Raw genomic sequence first — 17,073 nt, 5'->3', positions numbered from 1 at the left:
GGGCGGCCACCGGGTCTATGCCGGGGGGCTGATCTGGGAAGGATGACGGATGCTGCCGCTCACGGGCCTCAAGGTGGTGGAACTCGGGCACTACATCGCCGCCCCCTTCTGCACGCGGCTGCTGGCCGACCTGGGCGCCGAGGTCATCAAGGTGGAACCGCCCGGCGGCGACCCCTTCCGCGGCTGGGGCGCCAAGCATAACGGGCATTCCGTGTGGTTCAGCGTGCATGGGCGCAACAAGCTCTCGGTCACGCTCGACCTGAAGAGCGAGGAAGGGAAGCGCCGCGTGAAGGCGCTGTGCGCGCGGGCCGATGCGGTGGTGGAGAATTTCCGCCCGGGCTACCTGGAGCGCATCGGCCTCGGCCCCGCCGCGCTGCATGCGGAGAACCCCAACCTCATCATCGCGCGGATCAGTGGCTACGGGCAGGACGGGCCCTATCGCGACAAGCCCGCCTTCGGCGCCATCGGCGAGGCGATGGGGGGCCTGCGGCACCTGACGGCCAATCCGGGCCAGAGCGAGTATCCGCCGCCACGCTGCGGCGTCTCCATCAGCGATGACCTGGCGGGGATGTATGCGGCGCTCGCCATCGCTTCCGCCTGCTGGGGGCGGGAGCGGGGGAACAATGCGGGCAAGGTGCTGGACCTGGACTTGGTGTCCTCGGTGTTCTCGCTGATGGAGGGCATGCTGCCCGAGCACGGCCTCTTCGGCTGGGTGCGCCAGCCCGCCGGCGCGGCCATCCCGACCGCCGCGCCCACCAACACCTATCCCTGCGCGGATGGGAAATGGCTGTGCGTCGCCGGCAATTCGGATTTGATCTTCGCGCGATTGATGGCGCTGATCGGCCGGCCGGACCTGGCCGCCGACCCGCGCATGGCGACCAATGGCGGCCGCTGCGAACACGCGGCGGAGCTGGACGCCGCCATCGCCGACTGGACGCGCACCCTGCCCGCCAAGGAGGCCGAGGCGCTGCTGGAAGGGGCGGAGGTGCCGTGCTCGCGCCTCTATGACATCGCGGATTGCGCGACCGACCCGCATTTCCTCGCGCGCGGCATGGTGCAGAAGGTGGCCGACCCGCTGCTGGGCGAGGTGCTGCACCCGGCACCTCCCTTCCGCTTCGACGGCATCGCCCCCGCCGAGATGATCCGCTGGCCCGGCCGCGCGGCGGGCGCGGACAATGACCATGTGTTCCACGAATTGCTGGGAGAAGCCCGATGAACGTCACCCTCTCCGAAGTCTCCCCGCGCGACGGGCTGCAGCCCATCAAGGAATGGGTGCCGACCGAGACCAAGGTGGCGCTGGTGCGCGCCCTGCACGCGGCCGGCGTCACGCGCATGGAGGTGGGCAGCTTCGTCAGCCCCAAGGCCATCCCGCAGATGGCCGATACGGGCGAGGTGCTGAAGGCGGCCAAGCAGCTCGACGGGCTGGAATGCACGGTGCTGGTGCCCAACCGGCGCGGCTTCGACACCGCGGTGCAGGCCGGCGCCGATCGCCTCGGCTTCTTCATGTCGGTGACGGAGAGCCACAACAAGGCGAACCTCAACCGCACCCGCATGGAGAGCTTCGCGGAACTCGCCAAGCTGGTGCAGGAGACGCCGAAGGGCACGAAGATCCGGTTCAACCTCTCCTGTTCCTTCCACTGCCCCTTCGAAGGCGTGGTGCCGGAGAGCGAGGCGCTGGACTGGATCGAACGCGCCCAGGCGCTGGACGCCGACATGGAGGTGGCCATCGCCGACACCACCGGCAATGCGGCGCCGGACCAGGTGCGCCGCGTCTTTACCCACGCGATCGAGAGCTGGGGCAACCGCTTCGCCTTCCACGGGCATGACACCTACGGGCTGGGGCTCGCCAACATGCTGGCCGCCTGGGAGGCGGGGTGCCGGGTGTTCGACGCGGGCTCGGGCGGGATCGGCGGCTGCCCCTATGCGCCGGGTGCGACGGGCAACACCGCCATGGAGGATGCCGCCTGGATGTTCGAGCGCATGGGTGTCTCGACCGGGCTGAACTGGCCGAAGCTGCTGGAAGCGGCCGATATGGCCGCCGCCATCCCGGGCGCCATGCCGGGCGGGCGGGTGCGCGGCGTGCCGGGGGCGCGCGGGTAGAGCCGTGCCTGGGGCGCGCGGATAGAGCCGTGCCTGGGGCGCGCGGGTCGAGCCTTGCCTGAGGCGCGCGCCGCCTGACGGGCAGGGCGACGCGGCCCGGCCGAAACGAAATCTTCAAGACTTCCTGGCATATCTCGCGCCATGCGGGACCAGGAAGCTTCCAGCCACATCTCCGTCCTGGCCCTGCTCGGGGCCAGCTGTGTGTTCCTGCTCCTGGCCATCTTGTGGCCGCGCGCGGGACAGCCGGTTCTCCTGACGCTCCCCGCGGCCGCGTCGCCCTCCGTGCCGGGCGTTGTCGGCTGGCGCGTGACCGGCTGGCGTGACCTGGGCCCGCTTCGCCTTCTCCACCTCCAGCCCGATGACCCGCAGGCCAGCCCGCTCGCGCTGCTGCGGCAGACGGGCGGCTGGCTGGCCATCAACTCCACCCGTTCGGGCGGGTGCCTCTAGGGGCCTCAACATGGATCTCACGCATTTCCGCGCCCAGACGGGCCGCTTCCTCCTGTGCCTCATGGCGGGGATGGTCCTGCTGACGCCCCTGGTGGGGCTTTCCTCGGGCGCGTCCGGCGAGGATCTACTCCTTGGCACGCTCGGCGTGGTGCTGCTGGCCCTGGCCGCGGGCCTCGCGGCACGGCGGGGCGCGGGCAGCCCGGTGGCCGGGCAGATCATGGCGGTGGCGCTGATGGCGGCCATCTCCTTCCAGGTCTGGCTGGCGCCCGCCGCCTGGACCCTGGATGCGCACATGGCGTATTTCGCGGGCCTCGCGCTGCTGGCCGGCTATTGCGACTGGCGGACGATCCTGGTGGCCACCGTCACCGTCGCGCTGCACCACCTGGTGCTGAGCTACCTGGCCCCCATGGCCGTGTTCGGCGTGCCGGACGGCAATCTCGGCCGGGTGCTGCTGCATGCCGTCATCCTGCTGGTGGAGGCGGGCGGGCTGTTGCTGCTGGTCCGTGGCCTGCCGCGCGCGGCGGCCGCGGCCGATGCCGCGCTGGCCGAGGCCCGCGCCGCCCGCGCGGCCGAGGCGGCCGAGGCGCAGCGCCGCCTGGCCAGCGAGGCCGAATCCCAGGCCGCCAGCCGCCGCACCCGCGCCGCCACCGCGGACAGCGTGGAGCATGCCCTGGGCGGCGTGGCCCGCGAGGTGGACACGGCATCGGCCGCGCTGGACGAGGCCGCGCGCCGCATCAGCGGCGAGGCCAACGCCGCGGCGGAACAGGCCGAGGCCGCGCGCAGCGCCATGACCGAAGCCGCGAGCGGGGTGCAGACGGTGGCGGCGGCCTCCGAGGAACTGGCCGCGGCGGTCAGCGAGATCACCCGGCGGGTGGCCCAGGCCAGTGAGGTCGCGGGCCGCGCCGCCGCCCAGACCGAGAGCACGGGCGCCATCGTCAATGGCCTGTCGGACAGCGCGCAGCGCATCGGTGACGTGCTGCGCCTCATCAGCGACATCGCGGGGCAGACGAACCTGCTGGCGCTGAACGCCACCATCGAGGCCGCCCGCGCCGGCGAGGCCGGCAAGGGCTTCGCCGTCGTAGCGAGCGAGGTGAAGAACCTGGCCGGGCAGACGGCGAAGGCGACGGAGGAGATCGGCCAGCAGATCGCCGCGATCCGCGCCGCCACCGGTGACGCCGTGGCCGCCATCCAGGCCATCAGCCAGGTGGTGGGCGAGGTGAACGAGGTGGCCGGCACCATCGCCTCGGCCGTGGCGGAGCAGGGCACGGCCACGCGCGAGATCGCGGGCGCAAGCGCCACCGTGGCCCAGGGCACCGAGGCCGCCGCGGCGTCGGTGAACCGGGCGGTGGACCGCATGAGGCGCACGGCCGAGGCCATGTCGGAGCTGGAAAGCATGGCCGACGCCCTGCGGAACGAGGCCGTGATCCTGCGCGACACCTTGCAGGAAACCACACAGGGCCTGCGCGCCGCCTGAGACCTTGCCGGCGGCGCCGGCATCGCCTACACCCCCCGCCAGGGCGGCACCCCTGGAGGCCGCCTGCTTCCGTTCGGGCATCTGTCCGGACAGGGGCGAAACATACCCGCAGCAAGGAGTTTCTGGCATGGTCCAGACCATTCGGATCGAGGCCGAGGCGCGCGGGCGTGCCGGTAAGGGGGCGGCGCGCGCGACCCGGCGTGAGGGGCTTGTCCCCGGCGTTGTCTATGGGGCGAAGCGGGAGGCCACGCTGGTCGCCTTCGACCCCCGCGACATCATGAAGGAGCTGCACAAGGGCTCCTGGCAGTCGCACGTCTATGACGTGGTGGTGAAGGACGGCCCGACCGAGCGGGCCCTGCTGCGCGAGGTGCAGTTCCACCCCGTGACCGACCGCCCCATCCACATCGATTTCCAGCGCCTGGCGCCGGGTGCGCGCATCCGCATCAAGGTGCCGGTCGTGTTCAAGCACGAGGACAGCTGCCCCGGCCTGAAGGCGGGCGGCGTGCTGAACCTGGTGCGGCGTGAGGTGGAGGTGCTGGTGGACCCCGAGGCGGTGCCCGAGACCTTCCACATTGACCTGGCCGAGGCCAAGATCGGCGACAGCATCCGCTGGTCCGCCATCATGGACAAGGCGGACGCCAAGCCCGTGATCACCGGCCGTGACTTCGTGGTGGCCACCATCGCCCCGCCGACCGTGGTCGAGGAGGTGGCCGCCCCGGCCCCCGCCGCCGAGCCCGCGAAGAAGGGCGGCAAGGGCGCGGCCAAGCCGGCCGCCGCCGCTGCCGCCGCCGCCCCGGCGAAGAAGAAGTAAGCCGGGAGGTTCGTGGTGCGGCTTTGGGTGGGCCTCGGCAATCCGGGGTCCGAACATGCGAAGCAGCGCCACAACATCGGCTTCATGGCGCTCGACGCCATCGCACGCCGCCACGGCTTCGCGCCGTGGCGGTCCAAGTTCAAGGGCGAGGTCTGCGACGGCAGCGTGGGCGGGCAACGCCTGCTGCTGCTCAAGCCCATGACCTACATGAATTTGAGCGGCGAGGCGGTGCAGGCCGCCTGCGCCTTCCACAAGATCCCGCCCGCCGACATCTGGGCCTGGCATGACGAGCTGGACCTCGCCCCCGGCAAGGTCCGGGTGAAGAAGGGTGGCGGCACCGCCGGCCATAACGGGCTGCGCGACATGCAGCGGGCGCTGGCCACGCCCGATTTCGGGCGCGTGCGGCTCGGCATCGGCCATCCGGGCCACAAGGACCGCGTGACCGGCCATGTGCTGGGCAACTTCGCCAAGGCCGACACCTGGGTGGAGCCCCTGCTGGACGCGCTGGCCGATGCGGCCCCCTTGCTCGCCACCGGCAAGGCAGAGGAATTCATGACCCGCGTGGCCTATCTGACCCAGGAGACACCCTGACATGGAGCCCATGGTCGTGGAGGAATTCTTCGGCGGGCCCGGTCCCGAGGACATGGCCAACGCCGCCGCCGCCATCGCCCAGGCGCTGCGGCAATTCGCGGCCACCGAGGCGCAGGCGGCCGCCGGGCTACGCGCCTGCCTGCCCACGCCGACCGAGGCCGGCCCCATCTCCGACGTGCGGCGCCTGCGCGCCGTCTCGGCCGCGGCCGGGGAGGCCGCAATCCGCGCCGCCCTGCTGCTGGAGGCCGCCGACATCATCGCGCCTGGCGGGCCGGCGCCCGAACTCGGTGCCGCGCTGGCCGCCGCCACCAAGCGCGTGGGCCTGCCGCCCGCCGTGCTGGTGCCGCTGCTGCGCGCCGCCGCCCTCAGCCTGCCCACGGATGACGCCTCGGCCCGCATCGCCGCGGCCATCCGCGTGCAGGACCTCGCCGCCGCGATCGCCGGCTGACACACCCCTTACCGCCAAGGCCAATTCCATGGGTTTCAACTGCGGCATCGTGGGCCTGCCCAATGTGGGCAAATCCACCCTCTTCAACGCGCTGACGCAGACGGTGGCGGCCCAGGCGGCCAACTATCCCTTCTGCACCATCGAGCCCAATGTGGGCCGCGTGGCGGTGCCGGACCCGCGCCTTGGCCAGCTTGCGGCCATCGCCAAGAGCCTGAAGATCGTGCCCACCAGCCTCGAATTCGTGGACATCGCGGGCCTGGTCCGCGGCGCCTCGCGCGGGGAGGGGCTGGGCAACCAGTTTCTCGGCAATATCCGGGAGGTGGACGCCATCGTCCATGTGCTCCGCTGCTTCGAGGATGGCGACGTCACCCATGTGGATGGCAGCGTGGACCCGCTGCGCGACGCCGAGACGGTCGAGACAGAGCTCATGCTGGCCGACCTCGACAGCCTGGAGAAGCGCGTGCCGCAGCTCCAGAAGAAGGCGCGCGGCAATGACAAGGAAGCGGCCGCGCAGCTGGCGCTGATGGAGGCGCTGATCCCGGCCCTCTCCGCCGGCCGCCCCGCCCGCACCGCCGTCCCCAAGGGCGAGGAGGAGGCCGCACGCCGCCTGGGCCTCATGACCACCAAGCCCGTGCTCTATGTCTGCAATGTCGAGGAGGGCTCCGCCGCCACCGGCAACGCGCACAGCGAGACGGTGATGGCCCGCGCCAAGGCCGAGGGCGCGCGCGCCGTCGTCGTCTCCGCGGCCATCGAGGCCGAGATCGCGCAGATGGCCGAGGCCGATCGCGGTGAGTTCCTGGAAACCCTGGGCCTCAACGACAGCGGCCTCGATCGCGTCATCCGCGCGGGCTACGAGCTGCTGGGCCTCGTCACCTATTTCACCTGCGGCCCCAAGGAAACCCGCGCCTGGACCATCACCCAGGGCATGACCGCACCCCAGGCCGCCGGCGTCATCCATGGCGATTTCGAACGCGGCTTCATCGCGGCCGAGACCATCGCCTTCGAGGACTACGTCAAGCTCGGCGGCGAACAGGGCGCCAAGGAAGCGGGCAAGATGCGGGTGGAAGGCAAGACCTACATCGTCCGCGACGGCGACGTGATGCTGTTCCGGTTCAACGTCTGAGGGGCGTCGCGGGGGACGCTGTCCCCCGCACCCCCTGCCAGAGGCCCTCGGCCTCTGGCAGGTGGGGTGTGGGGAGGACGGCGTCCTCCCCACGGCGCCCCTCAGAAATCGCTGACCCGGCCCTTGCGTTCCCAGTCGTTGTAGCGGGTCGGTTCAGGGCCGGTGGGGCCGCCATCCTCGCTTTCAGGGCGTGCGGGCGGGTGTTTCGGGCGGTCGATCTTGGTCAGCGGGGGGGCGGTGCGGGGTTTGCCACCTGGGATGGCATCGGTCGGCTTGTCTGGCGCGTTCATGCACACGATCTGGGGGTTTGGAAGGAGTTTCGGAAGATGGTGAAGACCTTCATCCTGCTGGCGGGCATGACGGCCTTGTTTCTGGCGGTCGGCTTCCTGGTGGGGGGGCAGGCGGGGGCGATGATCGCGCTGCTGGTGGCGGGCGGCATGAACCTCTTCGCCTGGTGGGGCAGCGACGGGATGGTGCTGCGGATGCACAACGCCCAGCCCGTGACGCCGCAGGAGGCGCCGCAACTCTACGCCATGACCGAGCGCTTGGCGCAGCGGGCCGGCATCCCCATGCCCGCGCTCTACATCATCCATGAGGACCAGCCCAACGCCTTCGCCACCGGCCGCAGCCCGGAGAAGGGCGTGGTGGCGCTGAACACCGGCCTGCTGAACATGATGAGCGAGCAGGAGGTGGCCGGCGTCATCGCGCACGAGATGGCGCACATCAAGAACCGTGACACGCTGATCATGGCCGTGACGGCCAGCATCGCGGGCGCCATCGGCTTCCTCGCGCAGTTCGGCTTCATGATGGGCGGCAACCGCGACAGCCGCGGCAGCCCCTTCGGCCTGATCGGGATGATCCTGCTGATGATCCTGGGCCCCATCGCGGCCATGGTGGTGCAGATGGCCATCAGCCGTTCGCGCGAATACGAGGCCGACGCGGAAGGCGCGCGCATCTGCGGCGACCCGGCCTGGTTGGCGAACGGGCTTGCGCAGCTCGAGCGCTACAAGCAGGGGCGGGTGAACCAAGCGGCGGAGGCCAATCCGGCCACGGCGCATATGTTCATCATCAACCCGCTCTCGGGCTTCCGCATTGACGGGCTGTTCTCCACCCACCCGCCGACGGAGGAGCGCATCGCGCGCCTCATGGCCATGCGGGGCAGCGGCGGCGGTGCGGGCGTGGCGCCGGGCGGCTGGGCCAAGCCCGCCTCGGTGGGCGGTTCGCCCTGGGGCCAGGCGCCGCAGCGGCGGAACCCCTGGGCGCGCTGACACCGCCTGCCCCCTGAATGGGCCACACCCTGCCGCTTTGTCGGGCAGGGTGGGATTTGTCCGGATGGTTTGCGGGGGCGAAAGGGTTGTTCCCTGGGCGGTGCGTGCGAAGTTGCGCGCGAACCTCGACCCACCAGGGAGAAACCCGTCCATGCTGAAGCGCGCCCTGCTCGCCTGCGGCCTTGCCTTCGCCGCCATCGCCCCCGCGGCCGCCCAATCCTTCGAGCGGCCCATCCGCATCATCGTGCCCATCGCGCCCGGAGGTGGCACGGACGTCTTCGCGCGGCTGCTGGCGGAGCTGCTGGGGAACTCGCTCGGCCAGCCCATCGCGGTGGAAAACCGGCCCGGCGCCTCCTCCACCATCGGCACGCAGTTCGTGGTGGACCAGCGGCCCGATGGCCACACGCTGATGTTCACCGCCAACTCGCCCATCACTGCCGCGCCGCATGTGATGAACGTGCGCTACACGGTGGACCAGCTGGAGCCGATGTTCATGGTGGGCCATGTGGGCTTCACCCTCTGCGTGCGGAATGACAGCCCCCACCAGGACGCACGGAGCCTGATCGCGGCCATGCGCGCCGACCCGGGCGGCTACACCTATGGCACCGACGGCGTGGGCGGGAACATGCACCTGGCGGCCGAACGCGTGTTCCGCCGGCTGGGCGTGGAGGGGACCATGGTGCCCTTCCAGGGCGCCGCGCAGACGCTGACGGCCTTCAGCGGCGGGCATATCCAGCTTTATGGCGGCTCCATCGCCGTCGCCATGCCGGCCATTCGCGACGGGCGCGCCCGCTGCCTGATCCTGACGCAGCGTGACCAGCACCCGGCGGTGCCCACGGGCAGCGGCCTGGACGCGCTGGGCATCCCGGAGGAGGAGACGCTGATCTGGTGGGGCATGCTGGCCCCGCGCGGCCTGCCCGCCGACCGTCGCGCCGCGCTGATGACGGCCTTCGAGGCCGCTTGGCGCACCGAGCGCTTTCAGCAGCAGCTGGCGCGCAGCGGTGTGACGCCCCAGTTCCGCGGCCCCGAGGAATCCGCCCGCCTGATCGCGGCGGAAAGCGAGGCGCTGGGCCGGGTCGTGCGTGCCATCGGGATCGAGCGCACGCGCTGAGCCGCCCCGCGGATTGACCGGGCGGCCCCCCCGCGCGACCCTCCTTCCCGTCAGGAAGGGGGGAAGCGGATGGAAGGGGCCGAATGGCTCGCCCGGTCATTGCGAGGGTCGGGCGTCTCGCATTTCTTCTTCGTGGATGCGGTGCTGCGGCGGACGCTGCTGGCGCTGGAACGGGTGGGGGTGCAGCCCGTCCTCGCCCATGCCGAGAAATCCGCCGCCTATATGGCCGATGGCTATGCGCGCATCGCCGGCCGCCCGGGTGTCGTGGCGGCGCAGGCGGTCGGGGCGGCGAACCTCGCGGCCGGGTTGCAGGATGCCTATCTCGGCCGCGCGCCGGTGCTGGCGCTGACCGGGCGCAAGCCGCTCGGCCATCAGCACCGCAACGCCTATCAGGAATTGCCGCATGGGCCGCTCTTCCAGGCGGTGACGAAGCACGCGGCCCTGGTGGAACGCGCGGAGGATTTCCCGCGCGCGCTGCGCCAGGCCTGGTCCGCCATGCTGGCGCCGCCGCCGCGTCCGGCGCATCTCGATTTGCACGGGCTGATGGGCGAGGTGATCGAACGCGGCGACATTCCCGACGCGCCGCTGGAACTGGCGGATTGGCGCACCCCGCGCCACCGCTCCATCGCCGATGGGCTGGACCGCGCGGCGGCGCTGCTGCTGGGGGCGAAGCGCGTGGCGCTGGTGGTGGGTGAGGGCGCGCTGCTGTCGGGCTGCGGGCCGGAGTTGCTGGCGCTGGCCGAGGCCTTGCAGGCGCCGATCGCGCTTTCCCTCGGCGCGCGGGGCATCGTGCCGACGCGCCACCCGCTGCACCTGGGCGTGCTGGGTGCCTATGCCGGGCCACCGGCGAACGCGGTGGTGGATGAGGCGGAGCTGGTCTTCTTCATCGGCGCCGACACCTCGGACATGCTGACCAATTACTGGCGCACGCCGCGCCTGGGCCGGCGCTGCCTCCAGCTCGACGCCGACCCGCTGGAATTCGAGCGCAGCTACGCGCTGGAACATGCGCTGTGCGGCGACCCGAAGCTGAGCCTGGCCGCGCTCAACACGCTGATCGGCCGGCCGGAGCGTGATGGCGGCTACGCGCTGCGCGCCGCGACCGCCATGCGCGAATGGCGCGCGGCGATGGCGCCGCGCATGGCCTCCAATGACGCGCCCATAGACCCGGCCCGGCTCTGCGCCGAGATCAGCGCGGCCCTGCCCGAGGACGGCATTCTGGTCGCCGACACCGGCTATTCGGGCATCTGGACCGGCAACCTGGTGGAGCTGAACGGGGCGGGGCAGAGCTACCTGCGCGCGGCGGGTTCGCTGGGCTGGTCCTTCCCGGCGGCGCTGGGGGCGAAATGCGCCGCACCCCATCGGAAGGTGGTGTGCTTCTCGGGCGATGGCGCCCTCTACTATCACCTGACCGAGCTGGAGACGGCGCGGCGGCGTGGCATCGGCGTCGTGCTGGTGGTGAACAACAATTCGGGCTTCGGCCAGGGCTGGCCCAACTACCTCAAGCAGGCCGGCAACCGGCCTGTGGCGGCCGAGCAGGTGCTGCGCTTCGGCCCTACCAATTTCGCCCGCGTGGCGGAGGAATTCGGCGTCACCGGCATCCGCGTCGAGACGCCGGAGGCCATCGGCCCCGCGCTGCGACGCGCTCTCGCCATGGAGGCGCCGGTGGTGGTGGATGTCGCCACCGGCATTGATTTCCGCGCCCCCGAACCCTGGACCCCCCCCCCTCTTGAATCGCGGAGAACTGAAATGAGCCGACAGATGCGCGTGGCGGTGCTGGGCGCCGGCACGATGGGCCATGCGCTGGCCCTGGTCTTCGCCATGTGCGGGCACAGCGTGCGCCTGACCGATTCCCACCCGGAGACGCTCGCCCGCGCGCCGGAGCTGATGGCCAAGGCGCTGACCACCCTGACCGCCATGGGCGAGGCCCCGGCGGGCATGGGGCCGGAACAGCTGGCGCAAATCTGCACCTGCCATACGGACCTCGGGGAGACGGTGGAGGGCGCGGAGCTGATCATCGAGGCCATCGTGGAGAACCCGGAGGCCAAGCGGACGCTCTACGCGCAGCTCGACGCCTGCGCGCCGCCGGACGCCATCTGGGCCAGCAACACCAGCTACCTCGACGTGTTTCCGCTGATGCCGCCGCACCGGCTGCGCCGTGCCCTCATCGCCCACTGGTACACGCCGCCCTACCTGGTGGATCTGGTGGACCTCGTCGCCAGCCCCGAATGCGAGCCGGAGGCGATGGCGACCGTGAAGGAGGCCATCGAGGCCATGGGCAAGGTGCCCATTGTCCTGAAGAAGTTCATCCCCGGCTATATCGCGAACCGCATCCAGGCCGCCTTCCAGAACGAGGTGCAGTTCCTCATTGATGAGGGCTATGCCACCGCGCAGGACATTGACGACAGCGCCATCCACGGCATCGCGCTGCGCTTCATGATCATCGGCATCATGGCCAAGGCCGACTTCACCGGCCTGCCGCTGCTGCAGCACACCTTCCGCAACAAGATGTACACGCCCCCGCCCGAGACCGACCACAGCCGCAGCATGGATGCGCTGATCGCGCGCGGGGATACGGGTGTCATGGGCGGGCGCGGCTATTACGACTGGGGCGGGCGCGCGCCCGCGGAACTGTTCGAGGAACGCGATGCCAAGCTCATCGCGCTCAAGAAGGCCATGCGGCAGATCGGCTTCATGGCGGGACGTGGCATGAAAGCGAATGACGCATGATCACCTATGACCTCAAGGGCAAGGCAGCGCTGGTGACGGGGGGCGCCTCGGGCATCGGCCTCGCCACCGTGCGGATGCTGGCGAAGAATGGCTGCAAGGTCGCCATCAACCACCTGGCCGATGACCCGCGCGGGCCGGAGGTGGTGGAGGCGCTGCGGGCCGAGGGCATGGACGTGCTCTCCGCCCCCGGCAATGTGGGCGATGCGGCCGATGGCCCGCGCATGGTGGAACAGGCGGTGGCCGATCTCGGGCGCCTCGATTACCTCGTGAACAATGCCGGCACGCCCGGCACCCGCGCCTCCATCCCGCCCACGAAGCTCGATCTCATCACCGAGGAATTGTGGGAGGCGGTGATCGAGGTGAACCTTCTCGGCGTCTTCCGCTGTTCCAAGGCGGCCGCGCCGCACCTGAAGAAGACGGGCGGGGCCATCGTCTCGGTGGCGTCCATCGCCGGCATCAATTCGCCCGGTTCGTCCATGGCCTATGGCGCGACCAAAGCGGGGGTGATCTCGCTGACCAAGAACCTGGCGCGCGGCCTGGGGCCGGAGGTGCGGGTGAACGCCATCGCCCCCGGTGCCGTGAACTCCACCTGGCAGATCGAGTGGACGAACGAGCAGCGCGCCACCTCCATCGACAAGGCCGTGCTGAAGCGCCGCTGCGAGCCGGAGGACCTGGCGGAGGTCATGGTGTTCCTGCTGGCCGGCGCCGCGATGGTGACGGGCCAGACGGTGGTGGTGGATGGCGGGCTGACGCTGTAGCGCGTCAGCCTGGCAGGCGGTGGCCGTAATCCACGGGATGGACCGAGACCATCTCGGCCGCCGCCCAGAAGGCCAGCAGGATGAAGACCATCTCGACGCGGATGGCGCCCGCCAGCCGCGCGCCGGCGCCCGCTTCACCGCGTGCCAGGGCCGGTGTGTGGCGCAGACGGTTCCAACCGGCCAGCGCCAGCGCCGCCAGCACCGCCAGCGTCTTGGCCAGCAGCGCCCAGCCATGCCAGGCGTCCAGGATGCGGTCGAGGCGAAGGGTCAGATACCAGGTCAGCAGCATGCCGGTGACGAGCATGGCCAGCACGGCCAGGGTCGCGGCCCGGCTCCAATCCCGCACGAGCACGGCGGCCGCCGCGCCATCCGGTCGCCCTGCCACCCAGAGCAGCACCGGCAGCGAGCCCACCCAGAAGGCCACCACCGCGAGGTGCAGCACCAGCAGCGCCACGATCTCCTGACGCGGCCCGTAGAGGGTGGAATGGCCCATCGCGGCATAGGACCCCACGACCAGCGCCACCCCCACCGCCGCGACCACCGGACCCACCCGCCAAGGCAAGGCCACCGCCGCGAGCAGCACCAGCCCCGCGCCGCGCAGCCAGAAGGCATCGCCAATCCGGGATCGAAGCACGGCCGCCCAGACATCGGGGTCGGTGGCGCTGGCCCCCGCGGTCAGCACGAGCACCCGCAGGACCAGCGCCAGCACCGATAGCGCGAGGCCGGCCCCGATGGCCGCCAGCACCGTGCGCCGCAGCCGCGCGGCTTCCGTCACATCCAGCCGATGGCCGAAGCCCATGGCAAAGAGGGCGAGCCCCGCCGCGCCCAGAACAGCCACATGCTGCACGCCGCGCAGCATCACCGTCGCCCCGTCCAGCAGCGAGGGGTCGGGCTGGAGGTATTCCAGGATCATGGCTGGCGCGTCCCCGCCACCCGGAAGCGAATGACCCCGCCGACCGGATGCCCGTCGGCCGAGATGATGCGCCATTCGGCGCGATACTCGCCGGGTTCAAGTGGCGGCAAGGCGATGATCTCGGTGCGCTCCGGCCGGATGGGGCGGCGCGGCAGGGAAATCTCGGTGCCGTCGGCGTGGCGCAGGCGCAGGGCCGTCAGTTGCACACGCTCGCTGAAGTGCAGCTCGAGCCGCTCGGGCGCGCGGTCGAGCACGGCGCCCGCCGCCGGCACGCTGCGACGGAGTTCGGAATGGGCCGCGGCCGGGCCGGCCCAGGGCGCGGCGCAGAGGACGAACAGGGCCGCACGGCGCGCCCACCTGCCTTGATCGTGAAAGGACATCATGCCCGAAGCGTCGCACTTCCCACCATGGGAAGATCAAGAGGCCTCACCCCACCGCCACGATCGCCTCGATCTCCAGCAGGAAATCCGGCACCGGGAGTGCCGCCACCACGCTGGTGGTGCGCGCCGGCAGGTGGGCCGCGTCGAAGGCCGCGGCGTAGAGGCGGTTCATCTCCGGCACGTCCGTCGCGCGCACCAGCAGCACGCTGGTCTTGAGCACGCGCGTGATGTCGGTGCCCGCCTCGGCCAGGATGGCGTGCAGGTTGCGGATCACCTGGTCGAACTGCGCCGCGAAATCCCCGCGCGCGATGTTTCCCTGGCCGTCCACCGGCCCCAGGCCGGAGACATACAGCGTGCCTCCATGCCGCACGGCCATGGAGAACGGCGGATAGGCACGCCCGCCCAAAGGCGTGGCAAAACGGGTGATCTCGGACATGTCGCCCCCCTCGCGGCCCATTGCCGCCCTCGCATCATGGCCTATCCTCGCCCGCTTCGCGAAAGGGGTGCGGCATGGCGCAGGTGGATACGGAACGGTTCCTCAAGGACCTGAACGAGCTTCGGAAGATCGGGGCCTACAAGACCGGCGTGCACCGCCCGACCTTCTCGCCCGAGGACATGGAAAGCCGCCGTTGGCTGATGGACCGCATGCGCGAGGTGGGGCTGGAGCCCAGCATGGACGGCATCGGCAATGTCTTCGGCCGCCACCCCGGCCCGGGACCGCATCTGCTGGTGGGCAGCCATATCGAAAGCCAGAACCAGGCCGGCTGGCTCGACGGCGCGCTGGGCGTGATGGCGGGTGTCGCGCTTGCCCGCGCCGGGCTGCCGGTGGATGTCGTCGCCTTCGCCGATGAGGAGGGCCACTACGGCAGCTTCATCGGCAGCCGCTCGCTGCTCGGCATCCTGGAAGACAGCGAGATCGACGGCCTGAAGAACCGCTACCACGGCAAGCCCCTGCGCGAGGCGCTGCGCGAGGCGGGGCTGGAGGGCCTGCCGCGCCCCAAGCTGGACCCGTCCCGCTACAAGGGCTTCTTCGAGATGCATATCGAGCAGGGAACCCAGCTCGAGTCCCAGGGGCTGCGCGCGGGCGTGGTGACGGGCATCGTCGCCATCTGGCAGTTCCGCCTCGTCATCGAGGGCATGCAGGACCATGCCGGCGGCACCACCATGGCCGAACGCAAGGATGCCGGCCTGACCGCGGTGCGGCTGCTGGCGCGGGTGGACCGGGAATTCCCCTTGATCTGCGGCCCGCGTACCGTCTGGACCTGTGGGCGCATCGCGCTGGACCCCGGCGCGCCCTCCATCATCCCGGGCCGGGCCGAAGTGCTCTTCCAGTTCCGCGACATTGACGTGCCGACGCTGGAGCGGCTGGAGGAATGCCTCACCCGCATCGTGCAGGAGATGAACCGCACCGAGCGCACCACCACCACGCTGGAGGCGATGAGCCGTTCCAAGCCCGCCCCCTGCGACCCCGCCATGCAGGCGGCGCTCGCCGAGGCCGCGACCAAGCACGCCAACGGCCAATGGCAGCACATGCCCTCCGGGGCGGGCCATGACGCGCAATACATGGCGCGCATCATGCCGGCCGCCATGCTGTTCACACCCTCCATCGGCGGCATCAGCCACCATTGGTCCGAGGACACGAAGGAGGAGGATCTGGCGCTGAACATCCGCATCATGGCCGACGCGGCGGAGGCCTATCTCCGTGGCTGAACCCGATACCGCGCGCTTCCTGGCCGACCTGCATGAGCTGCGCCAGATCGGCAAGTTCAAGACCGGCGTCCACCGCCCGACCTACACGCCGCAGGACATGGAAAGCCGCCACTGGCTGATGGACCGCATGCGGCAGGTGGGGCTGGAACCCGAGATGGACGGGCTCGGCAACGTGCTGGGCCGCCACCCCGGGCCGGGGAAAAAGCTGCTGGCCGGCAGCCATATCGAGACGCAGAACGAGGCCGGCTGGCTGGACGGCGCCTTGGGCGTGCTGGCGGGCCTGGCGCTGGCCCGCGCGGGCATGCCCGTGGACGTGGTCGCCTTCGCCGATGAGGAAGGCCATTACGGCAGCTTCCTCGGCAGCCGCTCCATGGTGGGCGAGGTGACGGAGGCCGAGATTGATGCCGCCCGCCACGCCACCGAAGGCAAGCCGCTCCGCCAGGCGCTGCGCGAGGCCGGGCTGGAAGGCCTGCCGCGGATGCGCCTCGACCCCGCGCGTTATCGCGGCTTCCTGGAACTGCACATCGAGCAGGGCACGCAGCTGGAGCAGGCGGGGCTGCGCAGCGGCGTCGTCACCGGCATCTTCGGCATCCGCTACTTCAAGATCACCGCCGTGGGCCAGCAGGACCACACCGGCGGCACCACCATGGCCGAGCGCAAGGATGCGGCCGTGGCCGCCATGCGCGTGCTGGCGCTGATCGACGAGCGCTTCCCGATGCATATCGGCGAACGCACGGTCTGGACCTGCGGCCGCGTGGTGCTGGAGCCCAACGCGCCGCACATCATCGCCGGCCGTGCGGAGCTGATCTTCCAGTTCCGCGATCTCTCGGAGGAGGTGCTGGACCGGCTGGAAACCCTGCTGCACCGCATCGTGCAGGAGGTGGACGGGCGCGACCGCTGCACCCTCAGCATCGAACGGCTGGGCCGTTCGGCGCCCGCCATCGCGGACCCCGTGTTGCATGGCGCGCTCTGCGAGGCCGCCACCCGCCACGCCAATGGGCAATGGCAGCCCATGCCCTCGGGCGCCATCCATGACGCGCAGCACGTGGCGAAGATCATGCCCATGGCCATGCTGTTCACCCCCTCCATCGGCGGCATCAGCCACCATTGGGCCGAGGACACGAAGGAGGAGGACCTCGTCCTGGCGCTCCGCATCCTGGCCGATGCGGCGGAGAAAGCGCTGGGGAGTTGATCGCGCGGCCGATTCACGCC

At 70.9% G+C, this 17,073-nt stretch carries 18 protein-coding genes; 14 read left to right on the top strand and 4 right to left on the bottom strand.

The genetic code is table 11. From position 1 onward, the window contains the following. The first annotated feature begins 49 nt into the window (after positions 1-49). The 8 genes from JTN19_RS16520 to ychF all read left to right on the top strand — a co-directional run bounded on the left by JTN19_RS16520 (position 50) and on the right by ychF (position 6,994). Positions 50-1,216: a CaiB/BaiF CoA transferase family protein gene (locus JTN19_RS16520; protein ID WP_206934849.1), complete on the top strand. Its 1,167-nt coding sequence runs from the start codon at positions 50-52 to the stop codon at positions 1,214-1,216. Continuing rightward, positions 1,213-2,100 carry a hydroxymethylglutaryl-CoA lyase gene (locus JTN19_RS16515; protein WP_206934847.1) on the top strand — a complete coding sequence of 296 codons (888 nt, stop codon included), beginning with the start codon at positions 1,213-1,215 and terminating at the stop codon, positions 2,098-2,100. The genes JTN19_RS16520 and JTN19_RS16515 overlap by 4 nt, the downstream gene beginning before the upstream one ends. A 141-nt stretch (positions 2,101-2,241) precedes the next feature. Continuing rightward, complete coding sequence (locus JTN19_RS16510) at positions 2,242-2,547, top strand: hypothetical protein (protein WP_206934845.1); 306 nt, start codon at positions 2,242-2,244, stop codon at positions 2,545-2,547. Between the two features lie 10 nt (positions 2,548-2,557). Beyond that, the gene (locus tag JTN19_RS16505) at positions 2,558-4,021 is read left to right on the top strand and encodes a methyl-accepting chemotaxis protein (protein ID WP_242531214.1); all 1,464 of its coding nucleotides are present in this window, start codon (positions 2,558-2,560) and stop codon (positions 4,019-4,021) included. A 127-nt stretch (positions 4,022-4,148) separates the two neighbouring features. Further along, positions 4,149-4,832, top strand: coding sequence for a 50S ribosomal protein L25/general stress protein Ctc (locus JTN19_RS16500; RefSeq protein WP_206934844.1), 684 nt, complete (start codon positions 4,149-4,151; stop codon positions 4,830-4,832). 15 nt (positions 4,833-4,847) lie between these two features. Next, entirely contained in the window at positions 4,848-5,423 is a 576-nt protein-coding gene (pth, locus tag JTN19_RS16495; RefSeq protein ID WP_191085779.1) for an aminoacyl-tRNA hydrolase, read from the top strand. Between the two features lies 1 nt (position 5,424). Next, positions 5,425-5,871, top strand: a complete 447-nt coding sequence (locus tag JTN19_RS16490; RefSeq protein ID WP_206934842.1) for a hypothetical protein — start codon at positions 5,425-5,427, stop codon at positions 5,869-5,871. A 28-nt stretch (positions 5,872-5,899) separates the two neighbouring features. Next, positions 5,900-6,994, top strand: coding sequence for a redox-regulated ATPase YchF (ychF, locus tag JTN19_RS16485; protein WP_206934840.1), 1,095 nt, complete (start codon positions 5,900-5,902; stop codon positions 6,992-6,994). Positions 6,995-7,095: 101 nt separating this feature from the next. On the opposite strand, the gene JTN19_RS16480 is transcribed toward ychF, so the two are convergent. After that, complete coding sequence (locus JTN19_RS16480; protein ID WP_206934838.1) at positions 7,096-7,284, bottom strand: DUF1674 domain-containing protein; 189 nt, start codon at positions 7,282-7,284, stop codon at positions 7,096-7,098. 36 nt (positions 7,285-7,320) lie between these two features. Between JTN19_RS16480 and htpX the strand changes: the two genes are divergently transcribed. The 4 genes from htpX (at position 7,321) to JTN19_RS16460 (ending at position 12,858) form a co-directional block, all read left to right on the top strand. Continuing rightward, complete coding sequence (gene htpX / locus JTN19_RS16475; protein ID WP_206934835.1) at positions 7,321-8,262, top strand: zinc metalloprotease HtpX; 942 nt, start codon at positions 7,321-7,323, stop codon at positions 8,260-8,262. A gap of 151 nt (positions 8,263-8,413) precedes the next feature. Further along, complete coding sequence (locus JTN19_RS16470) at positions 8,414-9,373, top strand: tripartite tricarboxylate transporter substrate binding protein (RefSeq protein WP_206934833.1); 960 nt, start codon at positions 8,414-8,416, stop codon at positions 9,371-9,373. A 69-nt stretch (positions 9,374-9,442) separates the two neighbouring features. After that, positions 9,443-12,100: a 3-hydroxyacyl-CoA dehydrogenase NAD-binding domain-containing protein gene (locus tag JTN19_RS16465; protein ID WP_206934831.1), complete on the top strand. Its 2,658-nt coding sequence runs from the start codon at positions 9,443-9,445 to the stop codon at positions 12,098-12,100. Beyond that, positions 12,097-12,858, top strand: coding sequence for an SDR family NAD(P)-dependent oxidoreductase (locus JTN19_RS16460; protein ID WP_206934828.1), 762 nt, complete (start codon positions 12,097-12,099; stop codon positions 12,856-12,858). The genes JTN19_RS16465 and JTN19_RS16460 overlap by 4 nt, the downstream gene beginning before the upstream one ends. Before the next feature lie 4 nt (positions 12,859-12,862). On the opposite strand, the gene JTN19_RS16455 is transcribed toward JTN19_RS16460, so the two are convergent. From JTN19_RS16455 to JTN19_RS16445, 3 genes are read right to left on the bottom strand one after another with little or no spacing between them, the layout of a single operon-like run. Next, entirely contained in the window at positions 12,863-13,771 is a 909-nt protein-coding gene (locus JTN19_RS16455) for a CopD family protein (RefSeq protein ID WP_206934825.1), read from the bottom strand. After that, positions 13,768-14,154: a copper resistance CopC family protein gene (locus tag JTN19_RS16450; protein ID WP_206934823.1), complete on the bottom strand. Its 387-nt coding sequence runs from the start codon at positions 14,152-14,154 to the stop codon at positions 13,768-13,770. The genes JTN19_RS16455 and JTN19_RS16450 overlap by 4 nt, the downstream gene beginning before the upstream one ends. Positions 14,155-14,197: 43 nt before the next feature. Further along, positions 14,198-14,587, bottom strand: coding sequence for a RidA family protein (locus JTN19_RS16445; protein WP_206934819.1), 390 nt, complete (start codon positions 14,585-14,587; stop codon positions 14,198-14,200). A gap of 74 nt (positions 14,588-14,661) precedes the next feature. On the opposite strand from JTN19_RS16445, the gene JTN19_RS16440 reads away from it, so the two are divergent. Both JTN19_RS16440 and JTN19_RS16435 read left to right on the top strand, forming a co-directional pair. Continuing rightward, on the top strand, positions 14,662-15,861 hold the full coding sequence (locus tag JTN19_RS16440; RefSeq protein WP_206934817.1) for a Zn-dependent hydrolase: 1,200 nt from the start codon (positions 14,662-14,664) through the stop codon (positions 15,859-15,861). After that, positions 15,854-17,053, top strand: coding sequence for a Zn-dependent hydrolase (locus tag JTN19_RS16435; protein ID WP_340643351.1), 1,200 nt, complete (start codon positions 15,854-15,856; stop codon positions 17,051-17,053). The genes JTN19_RS16440 and JTN19_RS16435 overlap by 8 nt, the downstream gene beginning before the upstream one ends. Positions 17,054-17,073 lie beyond the last annotated feature (20 nt).

Origin of the sequence: Roseococcus thiosulfatophilus (genome assembly GCF_017311575.1) — a bacterium.
GTDB lineage: Bacteria > Pseudomonadota > Alphaproteobacteria > Acetobacterales > Acetobacteraceae > Roseococcus > Roseococcus thiosulfatophilus.
This window is presented reverse-complemented; position numbering and strand designations above follow the sequence as displayed.

Coding starts and splice junctions, on each gene's coding strand:
- JTN19_RS16520 (WP_206934849.1), top strand. CDS start 50: ATGCTGCCGCTCACGGGCCTCAAGGTGGTGGAACTCGGGCACTACATC.
- JTN19_RS16515 (WP_206934847.1), top strand. CDS start 1,213: ATGAACGTCACCCTCTCCGAAGTCTCCCCGCGCGACGGGCTGCAGCCC.
- JTN19_RS16510 (WP_206934845.1), top strand. CDS start 2,242: ATGCGGGACCAGGAAGCTTCCAGCCACATCTCCGTCCTGGCCCTGCTC.
- JTN19_RS16505 (WP_242531214.1), top strand. CDS start 2,558: ATGGATCTCACGCATTTCCGCGCCCAGACGGGCCGCTTCCTCCTGTGC.
- JTN19_RS16500 (WP_206934844.1), top strand. CDS start 4,149: ATGGTCCAGACCATTCGGATCGAGGCCGAGGCGCGCGGGCGTGCCGGT.
- JTN19_RS16490 (WP_206934842.1), top strand. CDS start 5,425: ATGGAGCCCATGGTCGTGGAGGAATTCTTCGGCGGGCCCGGTCCCGAG.
- ychF (WP_206934840.1), top strand. CDS start 5,900: ATGGGTTTCAACTGCGGCATCGTGGGCCTGCCCAATGTGGGCAAATCC.
- JTN19_RS16480 (WP_206934838.1), bottom strand. CDS start 7,284: ATGAACGCGCCAGACAAGCCGACCGATGCCATCCCAGGTGGCAAACCC.
- htpX (WP_206934835.1), top strand. CDS start 7,321: ATGGTGAAGACCTTCATCCTGCTGGCGGGCATGACGGCCTTGTTTCTG.
- JTN19_RS16470 (WP_206934833.1), top strand. CDS start 8,414: ATGCTGAAGCGCGCCCTGCTCGCCTGCGGCCTTGCCTTCGCCGCCATC.
- JTN19_RS16465 (WP_206934831.1), top strand. CDS start 9,443: ATGGAAGGGGCCGAATGGCTCGCCCGGTCATTGCGAGGGTCGGGCGTC.
- JTN19_RS16460 (WP_206934828.1), top strand. CDS start 12,097: ATGATCACCTATGACCTCAAGGGCAAGGCAGCGCTGGTGACGGGGGGC.
- JTN19_RS16455 (WP_206934825.1), bottom strand. CDS start 13,771: ATGATCCTGGAATACCTCCAGCCCGACCCCTCGCTGCTGGACGGGGCG.
- JTN19_RS16450 (WP_206934823.1), bottom strand. CDS start 14,154: ATGATGTCCTTTCACGATCAAGGCAGGTGGGCGCGCCGTGCGGCCCTG.
- JTN19_RS16445 (WP_206934819.1), bottom strand. CDS start 14,587: ATGTCCGAGATCACCCGTTTTGCCACGCCTTTGGGCGGGCGTGCCTAT.
- JTN19_RS16440 (WP_206934817.1), top strand. CDS start 14,662: ATGGCGCAGGTGGATACGGAACGGTTCCTCAAGGACCTGAACGAGCTT.